Annotated in this window: 10 protein-coding genes; all 10 read right to left on the reverse strand. The window is 70.6% G+C overall.

The window, feature by feature from the left end:
- Positions 1–168: 168 nt before the first annotated feature.
- The 10 genes from rfbD to SACTE_RS09940 all read right to left on the reverse strand — a co-directional run bounded on the left by rfbD (position 169) and on the right by SACTE_RS09940 (position 15,398).
- Positions 169–1,053, reverse strand: a complete 885-nt coding sequence (gene rfbD / locus SACTE_RS09895) for a dTDP-4-dehydrorhamnose reductase (RefSeq protein WP_014045895.1) — start codon at positions 1,051–1,053, stop codon at positions 169–171.
- The gene (rfbB, locus tag SACTE_RS09900) at positions 1,050–2,036 is read right to left on the reverse strand and encodes a dTDP-glucose 4,6-dehydratase (RefSeq protein WP_014045896.1); all 987 of its coding nucleotides are present in this window, start codon (positions 2,034–2,036) and stop codon (positions 1,050–1,052) included. The genes rfbD and rfbB overlap by 4 nt, the downstream gene beginning before the upstream one ends.
- Positions 2,033–3,100, reverse strand: coding sequence for a glucose-1-phosphate thymidylyltransferase (locus tag SACTE_RS09905; protein ID WP_014045897.1), 1,068 nt, complete (start codon positions 3,098–3,100; stop codon positions 2,033–2,035). The genes rfbB and SACTE_RS09905 overlap by 4 nt, the downstream gene beginning before the upstream one ends.
- Before the next feature lie 156 nt (positions 3,101–3,256).
- Complete coding sequence (locus tag SACTE_RS09910) at positions 3,257–4,498, reverse strand: glycosyltransferase family 2 protein (protein ID WP_026358992.1); 1,242 nt, start codon at positions 4,496–4,498, stop codon at positions 3,257–3,259.
- Positions 4,499–4,630: 132 nt separating this feature from the next.
- On the reverse strand, positions 4,631–6,676 hold the full coding sequence (locus SACTE_RS09915; protein ID WP_014045899.1) for a hypothetical protein: 2,046 nt from the start codon (positions 6,674–6,676) through the stop codon (positions 4,631–4,633).
- Between the two features lie 128 nt (positions 6,677–6,804).
- Positions 6,805–8,307: a bifunctional cytidylyltransferase/SDR family oxidoreductase gene (locus tag SACTE_RS09920; RefSeq protein ID WP_014045900.1), complete on the reverse strand. Its 1,503-nt coding sequence runs from the start codon at positions 8,305–8,307 to the stop codon at positions 6,805–6,807.
- A gap of 322 nt (positions 8,308–8,629) precedes the next feature.
- Positions 8,630–10,072, reverse strand: coding sequence for a GTPase ObgE (obgE, locus tag SACTE_RS09925; RefSeq protein WP_014045901.1), 1,443 nt, complete (start codon positions 10,070–10,072; stop codon positions 8,630–8,632).
- 140 nt (positions 10,073–10,212) lie between these two features.
- On the reverse strand, positions 10,213–10,470 hold the full coding sequence (gene rpmA / locus SACTE_RS09930) for a 50S ribosomal protein L27 (protein WP_014045902.1): 258 nt from the start codon (positions 10,468–10,470) through the stop codon (positions 10,213–10,215).
- Positions 10,471–10,484: 14 nt separating this feature from the next.
- Positions 10,485–10,805 carry a 50S ribosomal protein L21 gene (rplU, locus tag SACTE_RS09935; RefSeq protein ID WP_014045903.1) on the reverse strand — a complete coding sequence of 107 codons (321 nt, stop codon included), beginning with the start codon at positions 10,803–10,805 and terminating at the stop codon, positions 10,485–10,487.
- Between the two features lie 300 nt (positions 10,806–11,105).
- Entirely contained in the window at positions 11,106–15,398 is a 4,293-nt protein-coding gene (locus SACTE_RS09940) for an Rne/Rng family ribonuclease (protein ID WP_014045904.1), read from the reverse strand.
- Between the last annotated feature and the right edge of the window lie 168 nt (positions 15,399–15,566).

Raw genomic sequence — 15,566 nt, forward strand, 5'->3', positions numbered from 1 at the left:
GACCAACTGGCCAGGTTTTTCCGAAGAAGTTATCCCACGAATGTGTCGTACGGGAGTGTTTCCGTGCGACAGAAGTACGGGCACGGAAACATACGGTGGAAGAACACCCGACGGCCGCGTCCGGGTTCCCCGGGAGGGGAATCCCGGACGCAGCCGTGATCGCGGGAATCAGCCCCGTTCGGCGGCGACGAGCATCGGGAACGCCTCTCCCAACGCATCCCGCCAGTCGCGGATCGGCTCGATACCGGCGGCCTTCCAGCGATCGTGCCCCAGCACGCTGAACGCGGGCCGGGGAGCCGGCCGCACGAACACCTCGCTCGTCGTGGGGCGGACCCGGTCGGGGTCCGCACCCAGCAGCCGGAAGATCTCCCGGGTGAGACCGAACCAGGTCGTCTCGCCACCGCTGGTGCCGTGGTAGACGCCCGCGGGAGCGGTGCCCGCCAGCGCACCCTGCCCGAGCCGGACCAGCCGGTCGGCGAGGTCGACGGTCCAGGTGGGCTGGCCGCGCTGGTCGTCCACCACGTCGAGGGTGTCCTTGACGTCTTCCAGCTTGATCATCGTCCGGACGAAGTTGCCGCCTCCCGCTCCGTACAGCCATGCCGTACGCACGACGTACCCCGCTTCCGGAAGGACGTCGAGGACTGCCCGCTCCCCCTCCAGCTTCGTGCGCCCGTACGCGCTGCGCGGTCCGGTGGCGGCGTCCTCCGCGTAGGGCTGCTCGGCGTCTCCGGCCAGGACGTAGTCGGTGGACACCTGCAGGAGGACGGCGCCGTGCTCACGACATGCCTCGGCGAGGATCCGGGCGCCCGTGCCGTTGACCCGCAGAGCGGCTTCCTCCTGGGACTCCGCGTCGTCGACCGCGGTCCAGGCGGCGCAGTTGACGACCACGGCCGGACGGTGCTCCTCGAAAGCGGCACGGACCGAGGCGGCGTCGGTGATGTCGACGACGTCCCGCCCTGCGGCGACCGGGGTCGCCTCCTCGCCGGCGAGCCGCGCCAGGACGTCCCGCGCCAGCATGCCGGCGGCTCCGGTGACCAGCCAGACCGGGCTCACAGCGCGGCCCGGTCCTTCAGCGGCTCCCACCAGGCGCGGTTGTCGCGGTACCACTGCACCGTCTCGGCGAGGCCCTGCTTGAAGTCCTTGCGGGGCTCGTAGCCGAGCTCTTCCCGGATCTTGGTGCAGTCGACGGAGTAGCGGCGGTCGTGGCCCTTGCGGTCCTCGACGTAGGTGACGCTGGTCTCCCAGTCGGCGCCGCACGCCTCCAGCAGGAGACCGGTCAGCTCCTTGTTGGAGAGCTCGGTGCCGCCGCCGATGTTGTAGACCTCGCCGGCCCGGCCCTTGGTGCGGACCAGCTCGATGCCCTGCACGTGGTCGTCGATGTGCAGCCAGTCGCGGACGTTGGCCCCGTCGCCGTACAGCGGAACGGTCTTGCCGTCCAGCAGGTTCGTGACGAAGAGGGGGATGACCTTCTCGGGGAAGTGGTGGTGCCCGTAGTTGTTGGAGCACCGGGTCACCCGCACGTCGAGACCGTGCGTGCGGTGGTACGAGAGGGCGATCAGGTCGCTGGACGCCTTGGCGGAGGAGTACGGCGAGTTGGGCTCGAGCGGGTGCGTCTCGGGCCAGGAGCCCTCGTCGATCGACCCGTAGACCTCGTCCGTCGAGATGTGCACGAACGTCTTGATGCCGGCCAGGTGCGCGGCGTGGATCAGGGTGTGCGTGCCCACCACGTTGGTGCGGACGAACTCGGCGCCGCCGTCGATGGAGCGGTCCACGTGGGACTCGGCGGCGAAGTGCACCACCTGGTCGTGCTCGGCCATCAGCTTGCCGACCAGCTCGGGATCGCAGATGTCGCCCTGCACGAAGGCGAAGCCCGGGTGGTCACGGACCTCGTCGAGGTTGGCCGGGTTGCCCGCGTAGGTGAGCTTGTCGAGCACCGTGACGGCGACGTCGCCCGGTCCCTCGGGGCCCAGCAGCGTACGGACGTAGTGGGAACCGATGAATCCGGCCCCGCCGGTCACCAGGATGTTGGTCGTCATGAAGAGATCTGCACCTTGCTGTGGTCGCCGAGCACGAGTCGGTGGGCGGACGGGTTTCGGGGCGCGGGGGTCACTTCGACGTCCCGGCCGATGAGCGACGCCTCGACGCGGCGCACACCGGAGATGGAGGCACCGCGCAGGACGATGGAGTACTCGATCTCGCTGTCCTCGATCCGGCAGCCCTCCGAGACCGAGGTGAACGGGCCGATGTAGGCGTCGGTGACGACGGAGTCGGCTCCGATCACCACAGGACCGACGATACGGCTGCTGGTGACCTGCGCGCCGGCCTCGATCCGCACCCGTCCGATGATCTCACTGCTGTCGTCCACCGTTCCCTCGGTCGACGGCTTCAGGGTCTCCAGGACGGACCGGTTGACCTCCAGCATGTCCGTGACGTTGCCGGTGTCCTTCCAGTACCCGGAGATGGTGGTGGAGCGGACGTCCCGGCCGTTGTCGATCAGCCACTGGATGGCGTGGGTGATCTCCAGCTCGCCTCGCCACGACGGCTCGATCGAGCGTACGGCTTCGTGAACGGCCGGGGTGAAGAGATAGACGCCGACGAGCGCCAGATCGCTCTTGGGCTCCTTGGGCTTCTCCTCCAGGGCCGCCACACGGCCCTCGGAGTCGAGCTCGGCGACACCGAAGGCGGTCGGGTTGGGCACCTTCGTCAGCAGGATCTGAGCCTCGGGCCGTTCGGCCCTGAACCCCTCCACCAGCCCCGAGATGCCGCCGACGATGAAGTTGTCACCGAGGTACATGACGAAGTCGTCGTCACCCAGGAAGTCACGTGCGATGAGCACGGCGTGGGCCAGCCCGCGCGGCTCGTCCTGCGGGATGTACGTGACGTCGATACCGAGGGCGGAGCCGTCGCCGACCGCGTCCTGGATCTCCTGCGCGGTGTCACCCACGATGATGCCGACATCGGTGATGCCCGCCTCGGCGATGGCTTCCAGGCCGTAGAAGAGGACCGGCTTGTTCGCCACCGGGACCAGCTGTTTGGCCGACGTGTGTGTGATGGGGCGCAGGCGGGTGCCTGCCCCGCCGGAGAGTACGAGAGCCTTCACGTTGTCCTGTCCCGATGGTGAGTGGTGTCGGCCCGCTCATGGACCGCGAAACTTTGTGCGAGTTTATCCCCGAGTACATCTCGGGTCCTGTGCGCGCTGCCGGAGCCGCGGGGGGCCGCCCGACTGCCACGGCCTCCCCGGCGGTCGGGCGGACCCTCAGCCGGCGGTCAACCGCGCCTTCCAGCGTCGCAGATCCCTGCGAACCCGCCGGGCGGCCCGGCGCGCGGCGGACGGCGGGGGCGTCGGCGCCGGTCTCGCCGCCTTCTTGGGCTTCTGGATCCGGCGGTCACCGTGCCAGTCCGGGACGGTGACCTCGTAGTCCGCGTCACGGAAGCCGGCCTGCGGGTCGCGGAAGTGAGGGTAGGCGAGAAAGAGCTTGTCACCGTTCTTGGAGCTGACCAGTTCCGGCACCTGCTTGGCCTGAAGGAACGTCAGCACGTCTGCCAGCAGGTCGAGTCGGCCGTGTGCCACACAGACCAGCCGCAGCCGCTCACCGACCTTGATCCTTCGGGCCACACCGTCGGTCCAGTATGCCTTCATCAGCGGAGCGGCGAGTTCCATCCGGTGCCGCTGCTCGCTCTCCGGCCGCTTCAGCAGCCCTGGGGCGAACTGCTGGAGCAGTCCGACCGTGAAGGGTCTGACCATCAGCAGGTCGCGCTTGGGGCCCGGCGGCTCCAGCCGGTGTATGAGGGCCATCATGGCCGCCATCGCCTCGAAACGAAGCGTGTAGCTGCCGGTCTTGGTGACGTGCTTGCCGTCGTCGCGCCCGACGAGGTGGTAGCAGGTGTAGTCGGAGATGACGGAGACTCCGGCGCCTCGCAGATAGGCCTCCATGGTGAAGAGAGCGTCTTCGCCGGTCCTGAGGTCCTCGTCGAAACGCAGGCGGCAGCGTTCCAGCATCTCCCGCCGGAACAGCTTCTGTGCGCTCAGCGTGTAGATGACCTTGGAGCGGTGGACATCGACACGCTCCTCGGTCCGTGACCACATCGACTGGGGCGCCCCCCTGTTGACGCCGACCACCTTTCCGAGCACCACATCCGTACCGGCCCGGTCCGCCATCTCGACCATGCGTTCCAGTGCCTCGTCACCGAAGTAGTCGTCCGCGTCGAGAAAGAAGACGTAGCGGCCGCGTGCCAGCCCCAGGCCGACATTGCGTGGGCCGCTCGGGCCTCCTGAGTTCTGCTGCCTGATCACCCGGGTGGGAACCGACGAGCGGGCCGCGAACTCTTCCAGGTACTCGCCCGTACCGTCCGTCGAGCCGTCGTCGACGGCCACGACCTCCATACGGTGAGGGCCGATGGTCTGCGCTTCCACCGATTCGAGGCAGCGCACGAGATAGGGCATCGCCTCATAGGCGCCGATAATCACACTGACGTCGGGAGTTCGTGCGTCGTTCACATAAACAGAAGACAGTCATATGGGAGCGGTGGTTGTGCCGCGTCACCCAACCGACATGTGACCCGTAACACAAACGGCCCAGTACGACCCTCGATCGGGCTACTGGGCCGTTCGCTCGGACACGTCGCGTACTCAGCCGCCGACGGGCTCGCCGAGGCTCCGGGCCACGCCGATGTTGCGCGCCTCCGCCTTGGCGGCGAGTTCCTCCACCGCCGAGTCGAACTGCTCCAGCGAGGTGGGCTCGTCGGGGCCGAGCAGATACTGCTTCAGCTCACGCCGGGCCGCTTCCAGCGGGTCCGCCGCCGGGTCGGTGACCGCGGCCAGCAGGGCGTCGAGCTCGGTCGCCGAGTTCGAGAGGATCACCGCGGCGCGCACCGCGGTGTTCTGGCGCTGGAACTCCTCAGCGCCCATCCCGGCCGAGTCGGTCACCGCGTACGGCTTGCCGCTCGCGATGAAGTCCGACACCACGCTGGAGATGTCGGAGACCATGGCGTCCGACTCGTTGAAGCAGTCGTACAGGCGGGGTTCGGGCCCGGTGATGACCTTGTGCTCCCACCAGCCGGTGGAACGCCAGTAGGCGTCGTTCCACTCGTCCCTGAGCTTCGCGGTCTCCACCTCGGTCTCGGGGGCGACCATGGAGTCCCGGGACAGCTCGGCCTCGTCCCTCTCGTTCTGCGAACTGCCGGCGAGCTGGGACAGCCGCACCTCGATACGGGCCATCTCGGCCCGCGCGTCGGCCTGACCGGCCCGCAGGGCGTCGCGTTCCTTCGCCCAGCGGGGATCGGTGGCACGTTCGGCCGCGGCCTGCTCGATCATCGCGGTGACACGGGCGTGCACGGCGCCTGCCCGGGCACTGCGGGTGCCGGTGAAGGGGTGCGGCTTGTAGAGCAACCGGACCGGCTGTTCCGCGGTCAGCAGCCGCCGGACGATGTTCTCGCCCGCCAGCAGCAGCGAGGTGTTGCCGGGGTTGTCGTCCCAGCCCTCCCAGGTGGGGGCGTACAGCACGGTCGGGATCGGGTTCTTCGGCGCACCGGTCCACGGCTTGATGGACGCCAGCTGGGGGCGGCCCACCTCGACGATGTCCTCGTCGCGGATCCCGACGTCGGCGAGCGCGTACCGGTCACGGCCGGCCTTCCCCGCGGTCCACACCTCGTCGTACACCTTGCTGTACGGGTTGACGCTGGCGAGCTTGTCGCTGTCGCCGTGGCCGATGAAGACGTGCTTCATCGTCGGGACCCGCAGCATGTGGATGTTCTTGCCCACGTTGGCCGCGTACAGGGCCACGCGGACCGACGAGAGGTCCATGTTCATCAGGTGCACCCCACCGGGCACACAGAGCACCGGCACCGAGGTCATGGCCAGCTGGGGGACGATGTTGCGCTCACGCAGGAAGATCAGCGGCCGCCCGCCGAGCTGGGCCATCGTCTCCAGCCACATGTTGACCTGGTACGCCGAGTCCTTGGAACCGGAGAAGTACAGGATGACCGTCGGCCGGTAGGTGCCCAGCCAGGCGTCGACCGCCGCGAGGACCTTGGTGTCCGGCGGGACGAGGCGGCTGGGGCGCGCGTAGGGCAGCAGCGCGGCGAGGTAGAGGACGGCGAGGGCGAGCATGAGCGCCAGGCCGGCGTAGGCGAAGACGTCGGTGCCCGCCTCGATGGCGACCAGCACGCCGACGAGGCCGAACAGGTCCAGGTGCAGCATCTTTTCGGCGGGACGGTTCATCAGCAGCCGCGGCGGGGCGTCCCCGATGGCCACGTCGCCCAGGTCGATGTTGCGGGTGACCACCGGCAGCTTGCGGCGCAGCCGTATGAGGGTGACCATCGCGCTCTGCGGGGCCTGGAGACCGTAGAAGGCGAGCAGGCAGGCCACGGTCACGTAGAAGAGGGTGGCCTCGCCGTAGCCCATGCGCGAGAGCAGCAGGACCAGAAGCAGCTGACGCACCAGGAATCGGATCGACAGACCCGCGCGCACGGCGGCCAGCCGGTTGATGAGGTAGCTGCCGCAGTGGTGCAGATATTGGTCCGCCGCATACGTCACGAAGGCGGCCGCCGCGAAGAACCACAGGTTGGGGATTACGGCCGCGACCATGATGCACGGGAAGCCCAGACCCAGGAGAAGCGCGGCGGCCAGCTCCGAACCGCTGCCGACACGAGCCAAACGAATGGCTTTCGAAATCACGAAGTACCGCTCCCGAGGATGCCGACTGATTACCTTGCGGGGGAAATGTGAAGGGCGACTTCACGCATTCGGACCCCGGCGGTTCACCGTTACGGCGAACCGCCGGGGTCCGAATAGTCGATCATTAATTATGACACATCGATCTGACGGTCCAGCACCGAGGCCAGGGCCTGCTCGAAGCCCGATGCCTCACTCGCCCCGCGGGTCGGGTCCTGCTGGCGCACGTCGATCACGTGGCCGGTCATCTCGGACAGCAGGACGTCGACGGACGTACGGGCCACGGCCTCCGAGGAGAGCAGCGAGCCCACCGGCTCCGCGCCGAACGCCTTGGTCCGCATCGGCGTCGCGGTCCGCTCCGGGTTGACGCAGTTCACCCGGACCCCGTCCGCCGCCCACTCGTCCGACAGTGCCTGGGTGAGGTTCACCATGGCGGCCTTGGTGGAGGAGTAGAGGCTGTACTCGGCGCGGCCGCGGGTGTAGCTGCTGGAGGTGTAGAGCAGCAGCTGCCCCTTGGTCTCGGCCAGGTACTTGTACGAGGCGCGGGCGATCTGGACGGGCGCCAGGTAGTTGACGTTCAGCGCCTCCTGGATCGTCGCGGTGTCGGTCTCGGCCAGCTTGCCGATGCGCAGCACACCCGCGGTGTTGACCACGTAGTCGATGCGCCCGGTCTCCGCGTACGCCTTGGAGAGCGCGGCGTCGACGTGCTCCGGGTTCTCGACGTGCGTCCCCGTGGTGGAGCGTCCCAGTGCGTACACCTTGGCGCCGAACGACTCGGCGAGCGACGCGATGTCGGCACCGATGCCGTACGACCCGCCGAAGACCACCATCGTCTTGCCGGTGAGCAGTTCCTCGTAGCCCGCCTCACCCGCCGGCTGCGGAACGGCCGTCGAGGCCAGCTGGAACAGCTTGTCCGCGATGAAGACGTCGACCGGCTGGGTGACCTTCATGTTGTACTCGTCACCCGCGACGACGTAGATCGGCACGTCCGGGAGGTACTTCAGGACCACCGAACAGTCGTCGGTGGCCTGGAAGTTGGGGTCGCCCGAGGCGACCTCGTAGGCCCGCCGGATGGTGGAGAGCTTGAACGCCTGGGGGGTCTGGCCGCGGCGCAGCCGGGAGCGGTCGGGGACGTCCGTGATGAACGCGCCGTCCTCCCCGTGGGTGCGGGTCACGATGATGGTGTCGGCGGACGGGATGGCGACGTCGACGGCCTGGTAGCGGTCGAGGGCGTCGACGCAGTCCTGGATGACGCGCTGGGACAGCAGCGGACGCACGGCGTCGTGGAACAGGACGTTGCGGTCCTCCCCCTCGGCCAGGCCCTCGCCGAGGGCCGCGATGGCACGCTCGGTGGTCTCGTTGCGGGTCGAGCCGCCCTCGATCACCTTGACGACCTTGGTCAGGCCGGCCTTGGCGACGATCTTCTCGACATCGGAGACATAACCCGGCGCCATCAGGACGATGACGTCGTCGATCGATTCGGCCTGCTGGAAGATGCTCAGGGTGTGCTCGATGACCGCTTTGCCCGCGATCTTCAGCAGCTGCTTCGGTATCGACAGACCCACGCGCTGACCGGTACCGCCGGCGAGTACGACTGCCGTGGTTCGGACTTGGGCTATGTACTGCTCAGACACAGACGACCTACCTTGCGAGGGCTGGGGAACATCCCGATGGTTACACTCTCCGTTACCATCTCGCAAGGTGGACGTCGAGTCCGCCTCACCCGCCGAACACCTGCTGTTCCCCGGTCACACAGGGGAAACACCGGCACCCGAGGCGTGCGACCAGGTGACCGACACCACACGGGTGAGCGGAATGAAGCACCCATGAGCGGGCAAGGCCGCGCCCGTTTTCACCCGGGCGGCTCATCAGCCCTCCACCCGGTCGGCTCATCGGCGCCCTGACGCACGACCGGGCGGCAGAGGATCTCCGCCGCCCGGCCCGCACACCACGCGCTCAGTCGCGGAAGGGCTCGAACCCCTCGTACTCGGCCTGTGCGTCGTCGCGCTCGGACTCGCGCTCGCGGCGTCGCTGCGCGGCGGGGCGCGGCTCCTCCAGGCGGTGGTCCTCACCACGGCGGCCCAGCATCTCGGCACCGGCCGTCACGGTCGGCTCCCAGTCGAAGACGACCGCGTTGTCCTCGGGTCCGATGGCCACGCCGTCGCCGGCCCGGGCACCCGCCTTGCGCAGCTCGTCCTCGACACCGAGGCGGTTGAGCCGGTCGGCGAGGTAGCCCACGGCCTCGTCGTTGTTGAAGTCGGTCTGGCGGATCCAGCGTTCGGGCTTCTCGCCGCGCACGCGGTAGATGCCGTCGTCCTCCACGGTCACGGTGAACCCGGCGTCGTCGACGGCCTTGGGACGGATGACGACCCGCGTCGACTCCTCCACCGGCTTCGCCGCACGCGCCTCGGCGATGATCCCGGCGAGCGCGTACGAGAGCTCGTTGAGCCCCTTGTGCGCGATGGCCGAGACCTCGAAGACGCGGTAGCCGCGCGCCTCCAGGTCCGGGCGGATCATGTCGGCGAGGTCCTGGCCGTCGGGGATGTCGACCTTGTTCAGGGCGACGATGCGCGGACGGTTCTCCAGCCCGCCGTACAGCCGCAGCTCCTCCTCGATCATGTCGAGGTCGGAGACGGGGTCGCGGTCCGACTCGAGCGTCGCGGTGTCCAGGACGTGCACGAGCACGGAGCAGCGCTCCACGTGCCGCAGGAACTCCAGCCCGAGGCCCTTGCCCTGGCTGGCGCCCGGGATGAGCCCGGGGACGTCCGCGATGGTGTAGACGGTCGAACCGGCCGTCACGACGCCCAGGTTGGGCACGAGGGTCGTGAACGGGTAGTCGGCGATCTTCGGCTTGGCCGCGGAGAGCACCGAGATCAGCGAGGACTTGCCGGCGCTCGGGTAGCCGACGAGGGCGACGTCGGCGACGGTCTTGAGCTCCAGGACGATGTCACGGCTCTCGCCCGGCTCACCGAGCAGCGCGAAACCGGGTGCCTTGCGGCGGGCGGAGGCCAGCGCCGCATTGCCGAGGCCACCGCGGCCGCCCTGGCCGGCGACGAAGGTGGTGCCCTGGCCGACCAGGTCCGCGAGGACGTTGCCGGCCTTGTCGAGGACGACCGTGCCGTCCGGGACGGGCAGCACCAGGTCCTGGCCGTCCTTGCCGGAACGGTTGTCACCCGCGCCGGGCTGACCGTTGGTGGCCTTGCGGTGGGGGTGGTGGTGGTAGTCCAGCAGCGTGGTGACGGACTGCTCGACGACGAGGATCACATCGCCGCCGCGCCCGCCGTTGCCCCCGTCGGGACCGCCCAGCGGCTTGAACTTCTCACGGTGTACGGAGGCCACGCCGTGGCCTCCGTTACCCGCGGCGGCATGCAGCTCGACGCGGTCCACGAAGGTGGTCATGGTTGGTGCCTCCAGGTACTGCGGATAAATACGGGAATGTCTTTTGACGTAACGCGCCGAGGGCGGACCCGCTTCCCCGGTTACCGGGAAAGCTGGGATCCGCCCTCGGAAGGTGCTGTGTCGTTCGGCCGGTGCCTGGATCAGGCAGCGACGGGAACGATGTTCACGACCTTGCGGCCACGGTGCGTACCGAACTCCACCGCACCGGCGGTCAGCGCGAACAGCGTGTCGTCGCCGCCACGGCCGACGCCCGTGCCCGGGTGGAAGTGGGTACCGCGCTGGCGGACCAGGATCTCACCGGCGTTGACGGCCTGACCGCCGAAGCGCTTCACGCCGAGCCGCTGAGCGTTGGAATCGCGCCCGTTCCGAGTGGACGATGCGCCCTTCTTGTGTGCCATGTGTTCTCAGTCCCTTACTTCGCAGCCGCGGGGATGCCGGTGACCTTGATCGCCGTGTACTGCTGGCGGTGACCCTGGCGGCGGCGGTAACCGGTCTTGTTCTTGTAGCGAAGGATGTCGATCTTCGCGCCCTTGTGGTGGTCCACGACCTCGGCCTGGACCTTGATGCCGTCCAGGACCCACGGGTCGCTGGTCACGGCGTCGCCGTCGACAACGAGCAGGGTCGAGAGCTCGACCGTGTCGCCAACCTTGGCGGTGGAAATCTTGTCAACCTCAACGATGTCGCCGACAGCAACCTTGTGCTGGCGACCACCGCTGCGCACGATGGCGTACACGCGGATCTCTCTCTCACTCGGAACGGATCCCCTGATGCCAGCCGCCCGCACGGGCCGGGGCCCGCGACAGTCCGGAAGGATGAGCGGCCTCCCCCGGGGACGGATCACCGGGAGGGATGTGCTCAGGGGGTAGGCGCACACAGACACGCCGATACGCAAGGTTACGGGGCGGGGCACGAGGAGGTCAAACCGGCCCCCGCACGGCCTGTACGGGTGTGCGGCCGGTGCCCCGAGGACGCGTGCGGGTCCCGCCTCGACCGGTCGAGGCGGGACCCGCACGCGTCACTTCCCGGCCGTCCTCTAGAGGTCGGTCGAGGCCGTCACGGAAGGCGACGACTGCTCGGCTGCGACGGTCTTCTTCGTCGCTGCCTTCTTCGTCGTCTTCTTCGCCGTGGTCTTCTTCGCGGCGGTCTTCTTGGCGGTCGTCGTCTTGGCAGCCGTCTTCTTGGCGGCCGCCTTCTTCGCCGGGGCCTTCTTGGCGGTCTTACGGACCGCCTTCTTGGCCGGCGCCTCGCCGTCCTCGACCGGACCGTCCGCGGCCGGGGCCTCGGACGCGCCGTCGGTGGCGCCCTGTTCGGCCGCCGGGGTCTCCGCGACCACGACGACCTCCGCTGCCTCGGCGCCTTCCGGTGAACCGGCCGGGGCGGTGGCCTTGCGGGTCGCCCGGCGGCGGGCACGCGGCGGGGCGGCCGACGCGGCCTCCTCCTCTGCGGCCGGAGCCTGCGGTGCGGCGGCGGGCGCCTCGGTGGCCGGCGGCGGGGCCACCGGGTCCTCCATCGCGACCGGTTCCGCCGCCGGCTCGACCGGCCGGACCGGCTGCGGCACGTCGGCCTGCTTCGGCGAACCCGCCGGGGCGGTCGCCTTACGGGTGGCACGACGGCGCGTGCGGGCCGGGGGCGCGGCCTCGGTGACCGTGTCGGCCTCAGGGGCGGCTACGGCGTCGGGGGCCGCCTGCGGGGCCTGGTCCGCGGGCTCGGGCCGCCGCGGCTCGGCCTCGGCGGGTGCCGGAGCGGGCTCGGCCGCCGGAGCGGGCGCCTGCGGGGTGCCGGCCGGAGCCGTCACCTTGCGGGTCGCACGCCGGCGGCCACGGCCGCGGGTCGCCGCCTCGGCCTCGGCCGGGCTGCTGTACAGCTCCTCGTCCGCTGCGAAGTCCGGCTCGGGCAGCGCGAGGGGGGCGGCCACCTCCGCGGCCACCTCGGCCTCGGTCTCGGCCGGGTGCTCGGCGTGATCGTGGTCGTGCTGCTGTGCCTGCTGCTCGTGCTCGTGGTCGTGTCCGGCGCCGCCGCGGCCGCGCTTCTTGGACTTCTTGCCGCCGCCACCGCCACCCGTGGTCGTGGGCTGCTCCATGTGCACGATGACACCGCGTCCGTTGCAGTGGACGCAGGTCTCGGAGAAGGACTCCAGCAGCCCCTGGCCCACCCGCTTACGGGTCATCTGGACGAGGCCCAGCGACGTGACCTCGGCGACCTGGTGCTTCGTACGGTCGCGTCCCAGGCACTCCAGCAGGCGCCGCAGCACCAGGTCCCGGTTGGACTCCAGCACCATGTCGATGAAGTCGACGACGACGATGCCGCCGAGGTCGCGCAGCCGCAACTGACGCACGATCTCCTCGGCCGCCTCCAGGTTGTTCTTGGTGACGGTCTCCTCGAGGTTTCCGCCCTGGCCGGTGAACTTGCCGGTGTTGACGTCGACGACGACCATCGCCTCGGTCTTGTCGATCACCAGCGAACCGCCGCTCGGCAGGTAGACCTTGCGGTCCAGCGCCTTCATCAGCTGCTCGTCGATGCGGTACGTCGCGAAGACGTCGACCTCGGAGGTCCAGCGCGACAGCCGGTCGCTGAGGTCCGGTGCCACCTGCGAGACGTAGCCGTGGATGGTCTCCCAGGCGTCGTCACCGCTGACGATGACCTTCGAGAAGTCCTCGTTGAAGATGTCGCGGACCACCCGGACCGTCATGTCCGGCTCGCCGTAGAGCAGCGTCGGCGCGTTGGAGCTGGTGGTGCCCTTCGCCTTCTGCTGGATCTCGTCCCACTGGCCCTGGAGCCGCTCGACGTCGCGGCGCAGCTCGTCCTCGCTGGCGCCTTCGGCGGCGGTGCGCACGATGACGCCCGCGTCCTCGGGGACGATCTTCTTGAGGATGGTCTTCAGCCGGGCGCGCTCGGTGTCGGGCAGCTTGCGGCTGATCCCGGTCATCGAGCCCTCGGGCACGTAGACCAGGTAGCGGCCGGGCAGCGAGACCTGGCTCGTGAGGCGGGCGCCCTTGTGGCCGATCGGGTCCTTCGTCACCTGGACGAGCACGGACTGGCCGGACTTCAGCGCGCTCTCGATGCGGCGCGGCCCGTGGGCCATGCCGAGCGCCTCGAAGTTGACCTCACCGGCGTACAGGACGGCGTTGCGGCCCTTGCCGATGTCGACGAACGCGGCCTCCATGGACGGCAGGACGTTCTGCACCTTGCCCAGGTAGACGTTGCCGACGTAGCTGGTGGCCTGCTCCTTGTTGACGTAGTGCTCGACGAGCACGTTGTCCTCGAGGACGCCGATCTGGGTGCGCTCGCCGCTCTGGCGGACGACCATGACGCGCTCGACCGCCTCACGGCGGGCCAGGAACTCGGCCTCGGTGATGATCGGGACGCGGCGGCGGCCCTGCTCGCGGCCCTCGCGGCGGCGCTGCTTCTTGGCCTCCATGCGGGTCGAGCCCTTGATGGACTGGACCTCGTCGAAGCCGGTACCGGGCTCGCGCTCGGCTTCCTTCTTGCGCGGCTCGCGGACCTTGACGACCGTACGCTCCGGGTCGTCGGCGCCCGTACCGGTGCCCATGTCCTCGCCCGAGGCGTCCCCGCTGCGGCGGCGACGACGGCGGCGGCGACGGCTGCTGCTGGAGCCGGACGCGGAGGAGTCGTGGTCCTCGTCCTCGTCCTGGGCCGCCTGCTCGTCGTCGGACCTGTCGGCGGCGGACTCGTCGTGCTGCTCGTTGTCCTCGGTGTCGCCCGCCTCGCCCCGGCGGCGGCGACGGCCACCGCGGCGGCGACGGCGGGAGGGCCGGTCGCCGTACTCGTCGGACTCGTCACCGTCGTGCTCGGTGTCGGTGTCCGCCTCGGCCTCGTGCTCGTCCTCGGCGGGGAGGGTGACGGGGGTCGCGGCCGGCTCGGTCTCGACGGCCTCGCCACGGCGGCGACGGCGGCGGCGCGAGCCGCCCTGCGGTGCGGCCTCGGTGTCCTGCGCGGGCGCCGCGGTCTCGGCGGCCGGCTCGGCGGCGGGCTGTACGCCCCCGGCCTTGCGCGGCGACCGGTCCTGGACCTTCGGCTCCTCGTACGTGTCGCTGTCGTCGTCGTACGGCGACCCGGAGGCGGCAGCGGCGGCGGCCGCGGTCTCCGGGGTCTGGAACATCGGCTCGGAGAAGACCGGGGCCTGGAAGACGGCCACGGCGGGGCGCGCCGCGCGGCGGCCCTTGCGCACGGGCTCCTCGGTCTTGGCGGTGAACTCCGGGCGGCCCGCGGGAGCGGTGGCCCGGCGGCGCTGGCGTCCCCGAGGGGCCGCCTCCTCGACCTCGTCGGCCTCGGCGGCGAGTTCCTCGGCGACGGCGGCGGGCAGGCTCTCGCCGGTCTCGGCGGCATCGGCCTCGACGACCTCGGCGGGGGCCTGCGGGGCACCGGCCGGGGCGGTCGCCTTACGGGTCGCGCGGCGGCGGCCACGGGGTGCTTCGGCGGCGGGCGCCTCGGCGACCGGTTCGGCGGCGGATGCCTCGGCGGCCGGGGTCGCGGCGGGCTCGGCGGCCGGCTCGGACGTCTCGGTGTCCGGGGCCGCAGCGGTCTGCCGTGCGCCCTGGGGTGTCCCGGCCGGAGCCGAGGCACGGCGACGGCCACGTCCGCGCGGGGCGGCGGCGGGCTCGGCCACGGGGGCCTCCTGGACGGCGGGCTCGGTGACAGCGGGCTCGGTGACGGCGGGCTCGGCGGCCGGGGCCGGCTCGGCCACGACGACGTCCTCGGTCCCGGCGGGCTGCGGGGACCCGGCCGGCGCGGTCGCCTTACGGGTCGCGCGGCGGCGGCCACGGGGCGCGGCCACGGGTGCCGGCTCCACAGCCTCTCCGGTCTCCTCGGTCTCCTCCGCCTCGTCGGTCACGGCGGCCTCGGCCGGTGCCTCGACGGGCTTGGGCGCACCCGCGGGGGCGGTCGCCTTACGGGTGGCCCGGCGGCGCGGACGTGCGGCCGGAGCGGCCTCGACGGCTTCCGCGACCTCGTCCTGCTCCACGGCTCCGGTCGGCGTGTCCTGCGTCTCGGCAGCCGGAGCGGGGGCGGCGGCGGGCTCCACGACCTCGGCGGTCTGCGGAGCGCCCGCCGGAGCGGTGGCCTTGCGGACCGCACGGCGGCGGGGGCGCGCCGGGGGCACGGTCTCCGGCTCGGCGGGGGCTGCCGGGGTGTCCTCGGCCGGTATGGCCGGCGTGACGTCCTCGGCGGCGGCCGCACCGGGCGCGCCCGAGGGCGGACCGGCCGGGCGGGAGGCCGCGCGGCGCCTGCGGCGCGGCGGCAGCTTGTCGCCGGGCGCGTTGTTCTCTTCGGTGTTCCCGGTCGTACCGGGTTCGTTCGGCTCGTGCATGCGGGCGGTTCTCCCGTCGCGCTCCCGGGCGCCGCGTCTGATTCCGGTCGGGCCGCTTCGCGTGATGTGCGCGTCACGCCCTCCGGGGCGCGGGCGCCGCACGGGAGCTGATGTATGGCTCGCCGGTTCCGTACGCGGTACGCACGGCCTGGCGAAAGTCTTGTGGGG

This window comes from Streptomyces sp. SirexAA-E, assembly GCF_000177195.2.
Taxonomy (GTDB): domain Bacteria; phylum Actinomycetota; class Actinomycetes; order Streptomycetales; family Streptomycetaceae; genus Streptomyces; species Streptomyces flavovirens.